Source organism: Nocardioides sp. (genome assembly GCF_035703625.1).
Lineage (GTDB): Bacteria > Actinomycetota > Actinomycetes > Propionibacteriales > Nocardioidaceae > Nocardioides.
The window spans coordinates 1-4288 of the sequence record NZ_DASSXS010000280.1 but is presented as its reverse complement, the minus strand read 5'-3'; the positions used below and the strand labels follow the sequence as shown (position 1 = coordinate 4288).

General features: G+C 69.3%; 5 protein-coding genes. 2 read left to right on the top strand and 3 right to left on the bottom strand.

The window, feature by feature from the left end:
• Positions 1-337 precede the first annotated feature (337 nt).
• Positions 338-523: a hypothetical protein gene (locus VFN12_RS14690; protein WP_325119478.1), complete on the top strand. Its 186-nt coding sequence runs from the start codon at positions 338-340 to the stop codon at positions 521-523.
• Between the two features lie 7 nt (positions 524-530).
• Here the strand turns inward: VFN12_RS14690 and VFN12_RS14685 are convergent, their stop codons facing one another.
• Positions 531-1292, bottom strand: coding sequence for a hypothetical protein (locus VFN12_RS14685; RefSeq protein WP_325119477.1), 762 nt, complete (start codon positions 1290-1292; stop codon positions 531-533).
• Positions 1293-1555: 263 nt separating this feature from the next.
• Here VFN12_RS14685 and VFN12_RS14680 point away from each other — a divergent pair, with 263 nt between their 5' ends.
• A complete protein-coding gene (locus tag VFN12_RS14680; RefSeq protein ID WP_325119476.1) occupies positions 1556-2221 on the top strand; it encodes a VC0807 family protein in 666 nt (221 codons plus the stop codon).
• A 10-nt stretch (positions 2222-2231) separates the two neighbouring features.
• On the opposite strand, the gene VFN12_RS14675 is transcribed toward VFN12_RS14680, so the two are convergent.
• Together VFN12_RS14675 and VFN12_RS14670 are read right to left on the bottom strand one after the other, a co-directional pair.
• The gene (locus tag VFN12_RS14675; RefSeq protein ID WP_325119475.1) at positions 2232-2702 is read right to left on the bottom strand and encodes a nitroreductase/quinone reductase family protein; all 471 of its coding nucleotides are present in this window, start codon (positions 2700-2702) and stop codon (positions 2232-2234) included.
• A 95-nt stretch (positions 2703-2797) separates the two neighbouring features.
• Positions 2798-4288: FMN-binding glutamate synthase family protein (locus tag VFN12_RS14670; protein ID WP_325119474.1), on the bottom strand; the 1491-nt coding region annotated here is incomplete at its 5' end.

Below are 4288 nucleotides of genomic sequence, written 5' to 3'. Positions count from 1 at the left end.
GGCACCTCCTCGTGCACCAGAACGCCGTCCATGTCCGTGAGCCAGTAGTCGAAGGGCTTTCCTGTGGTCACTGCACCTCCCGGTCGTTCGGAGGACCCCACGCTACGGGCCGGCTCAGCCCGGGTGGTGCAAGGCAGGAGTCCCGACTCCGATCCGACCGGGCCGAAAACCGCCGGCTGACGCGGATGGCGTCCCGGTGCGCGACCTGACTGCGTCGAGCAACATCACACGCCCTGGGCGGTCCCCAGCGCCGGTAGGCCTGCCCGAAACGGGGGACCCGCCGAGGCCTCCGCGGTGCGAGGATCGTTCCAGCCGCACCTCCGACGGAGGAATCGCGATGGGCAACAACAACGCAGGAACCGCTGCTGGCAGTGGCGCGATCTACGGACTCGGCATCTTCGGTGCCTGGGTGTACTACTGGCAGCAGGCGGAGGGCTTCTGGGAGCACATGTACGCCATCTTCCAGGGCCTCTTCTGGCCGGCCTACATGGTCTACGAGGCGTTCTCGAAGCTGGCCGCCTGACACGCTGTCAGCGGTCGCAGCGGTTGCGTGTGCTTTCCGTCTGGGTGGTCCCGTCGTGATACGCGAAACGGACCTTGCTGACCCAGAACCCTCGGCCCGGGCAGCGCTGCGGGGTCGTGACGTAGGCGCGGCGGTGCCCGTGTCGCATCCGCACCAGCTTCGGAAAGTTGCCCCGGACGACGTCGATCGCAGTGCCGTCGGTGCCGGCACCCGGAAGCAAGGGCGCCCCACTGATCACGCGATCGCTGCGGACCCGTGCCCGAATCACGGTTCGCGCTCCGGTCGCCCGGTCGTTCGTGAGGTAGATCAGCTGGTTCGTGTTGTTCAGGAAAGTGACATCTTCCTTCAGGTATCGACCAGGCCCCGGTATGCCCGTGTCGAGCTTGATGAAGCCGTTGCCGACGATGCTCCCTCGTGGACAGGCCGACCGGCCCGCGAGCATGAGCTCGGCATCAGTTGCTCGACACCGGGCGGGGACACCTGTGTCGATGCGCGTCCCGCGCGCGAACAGCTCGACAACCCTCCGCACCGACGGAGGTTTGGCATCGGGGTCATCAGGGTTCGTGTAGTCGATCCGCACCCGATAACCGCTCGCCCGCCCCGGCGCGGTCTCGATGAACCTCAGTGAGGCGGTCTGGTAGTCGCTCGCTTCCTCCGCGACGCTACCCACGGTGGCGAGCCCCGCTGAGCCTGGCAGGGCCAGGACCCCGGCAGTGGCGATGAGGCCTGACACCAGCAGACGAATTGAACCGGTGTGGCGGAAATGCACGGGTCTCCTCCGCAGGTGCGAGCAGTTCCACTCGCTCGGGGTCTCCCTGGGTAGAACGACCGCCGGCAGAACCTGTTACGGCCACCCACGTGGTGGCGCGTCCGGCGGCAGCCCTGGCATGTGACAGGTCGAACAGGGCCCACCGGCACAGCCTCGCGTAGGGTGGAGGGGCCGAGGAACCCGCAGGCGTCGAGTCCACGACGTCGTTTCGCGGCGAACCACGCTCACGCCCGGCTGTACGACGGCCGGCAGGATCGGCTCCTTTGGCTTCCACCTCCGCCCCCACCAACCGCCCCAGCCTGATGACCGTGATCCGTCGCGTGTCGATGAGCCTCCTGATCGCGGTGGTGATCCCCACCGTGGCCTTCTACGGCTTCTTCGTGGTCGCCGGCGTGTGGACCGCCATCGTCGCTGCCCTCGCGTGGTCCTACGGCGCGATCGCCTGGCGGGCGGTGACCGGGCGGCGTACGTCGGGCCTGCTGATCCTGGCCGCGATCCTGCTGACCGGCCGGACCGCACTCTCCGTGCTCGCGGACAGCACCTGGCTGTACTTCCTCCAGCCGATCATCAGCGACGGCGCCGTCGCCGCGTTGTTCCTGCTCTCGCTCGCCAGCGCCCGGCCGATGGTGGCGAGGCTGGCCGGGGACTTCTACCCGATGGACCACGAGCTGGCGATGCGCCCCCGGATCCGGCGGCTGTTCTGGCACCTCACGGCCCTCTGGGCCGTCCTGGGAATCGCGAAGGCGTCGATGACGCTGTGGCTCCTGCAGTCCCAGTCGCTCGAGACGTTCCTGCTGGTGAAGAGCATCTCGATGCTGGCGATCAACGTCTTCGCGGGCTTCGCCACGGTCGGTCTTGCGGCCCTCGTCGCTCGCCGGGAGGGGCTGATGGGTTCGACCCGGCCGGTTCCCGCCGAGGTGCGAGCCTGACCGATTCGGCTCAGGACTCGCGGGGCACCAGGCGGATGACCGGCAGCACCCGGTCGGTCTTCTGCTCGTACTTCGAGAAGCGCGGCACGGCAGCTGTGATCCGCCGCCAGGCCTCCTCGCGCTCGGCTCCGTGGAGCTGCTCCGCGACCACGGCGACCTTCTGGCCGGCGGTCTCGATCCGAACCTTGTCCGGGTTCGCCGCGACGTTGTGGTACCACGCCGGATTCTTTCGTGCCCCGGCCGCCGAGGCCACGATCAGCCAGTTGTCGCCGTCGCGGACGTAGCCGACGGGAGTGGTGCGTTCGAGCCCGCTCCTGCGGCCGATCGTCGTCAGCACGAGGGCGTCGAACCCCAGGCCGGGCATCCTCCCCTTGCGCCGGATCTGCTTGATCGCCTGCCCGGTCAGCCATCGGCCGATCGGTCCCCCGGTGCGGGGCTGCCACCCTCCGCGGGTCCCTGAGTGTGCCTCGAAGCTGCTCATGAAAACCTCCTTGGTCCACAGTGCACACCCAGGTGGGGCGTGATCAACGAGGGGCTGAAGACCAGGGCCCAGGAGTTCCTCCCGCACCGTGATGGTCAGTCCTCGCCGCCCACCACGTCCCTGCGCGGCCCGGTCTGGGCTGTCTCGGGTGGCCCCTCGGTCTCGGCCTCGTCCTCGTCGGTGGCGGACATGATCCGGGTGATCGCCTCGCGATCCCGGGCCGACGGGTAGCCCCAGCCGGGCTCGTAGCCGTAGATCTCGTGGAGGAGCCGGCCCTCGCTGAGCGTGTCCAGCACCTCGACCGACTCAGGACCGATCAAGGTGGGATGTTCGACCCCGCAGGTCTCGGACACCTTGAGCAGGTCCCGGCGCAGGGTCTTCACGTAGTTGGCCATGCGCTCCGCCTTGTCGGCCGGGTCCAGTCCGTGGGCGAGCCACGGGTGCTGGGTCGCGACGCCGGTGGGGCACTCGCCGGTGTGGCACTTCTGGGCCTGGACGCACCCGACGGCGAGCATCGCCTCGCGGGCGACGCTGACCAGGTCCGCTCCGAGGGCGAAGGCGACGATGGCGTTGTCCGGGAGACCGAGCTTGCCGGCGCCGATGAACGTCACGTCCTCGTGGAGGCCGCGGCGGGCGAACTCGGCGTACGCACGCGCGAAGCCGAGCCGGAAGGGCAGGGAGACGGCGTCGCTGAAGATGAGCGGAGACGCACCCGTACCGCCCTCGCCGCCGTCGATGGACACGAAGTCGACGCCGCGGTCCTCCTGCTCCATGGTGGCGGCGAGGTCCTGCCAGAAGGCAAGGTCGCCCACGGCCGACTTGATGCCGACGGGCAGACCGGTCGCGTCGGCCAGGAGCTCCACGAAGTCGAGCAACGAGTCGACGTCGTGGAACTCGGAGTGGCGGGCTGGGCTGAGACAGTCCACGCCCTCGCGGACGCCCCGGGTCTCCGCGATCTCGCGGGAGACCTTCGGGCCCGGGAGCACCCCGCCGAGCCCGGGCTTGGCGCCCTGGCTGATCTTGATCTCGATCGCCCTGACGGGGGCGCTCTGGACGAGCTCCTTCAGCCTGGCCAGGTCGAACCGCCCGTCCTCGTCGCGGCAGCCGAAGTAGGCCGTGCCGATCTGGAAGACGAGGTCTGCTCCGTTGCGGTGGTACGACGAGATCGCGCCCTCGCCGGTGTTGTGCAGGCACCCCGCGGCGGCCGCGCCCCGGTTGATGGCCTCGACCGCGTTGCCGGAGAGGGAGCCGAAGCTCATCCCCGACACGTTGACCACGGACTCCGGGCGGAAGGCATGCCTCCGCCCGCGCGCCGCGCCGAGCACCTTGGCCGACGGGAGCCGCGCATCCTGGCCGACCGACCCGTGGGTGGGGTGGGCCCGGCCGAAGGTGCGGTGGTGGACGATGACGTTGCCGGCGGAGTGCTCGAGGTCGTTGTCCGTCCCGAACCCGAAGTAGTTGTTCTGCAGCTTCGACGAGGCATACACCCACCGCCGCTGGTCGCGGCTGAAGGGCCGCTCCTCGTCGTTGCCGGCCACGATGTACTGACGGAGCTCGGGACCGATGCGTTCCAGCCAGAAGCGCGC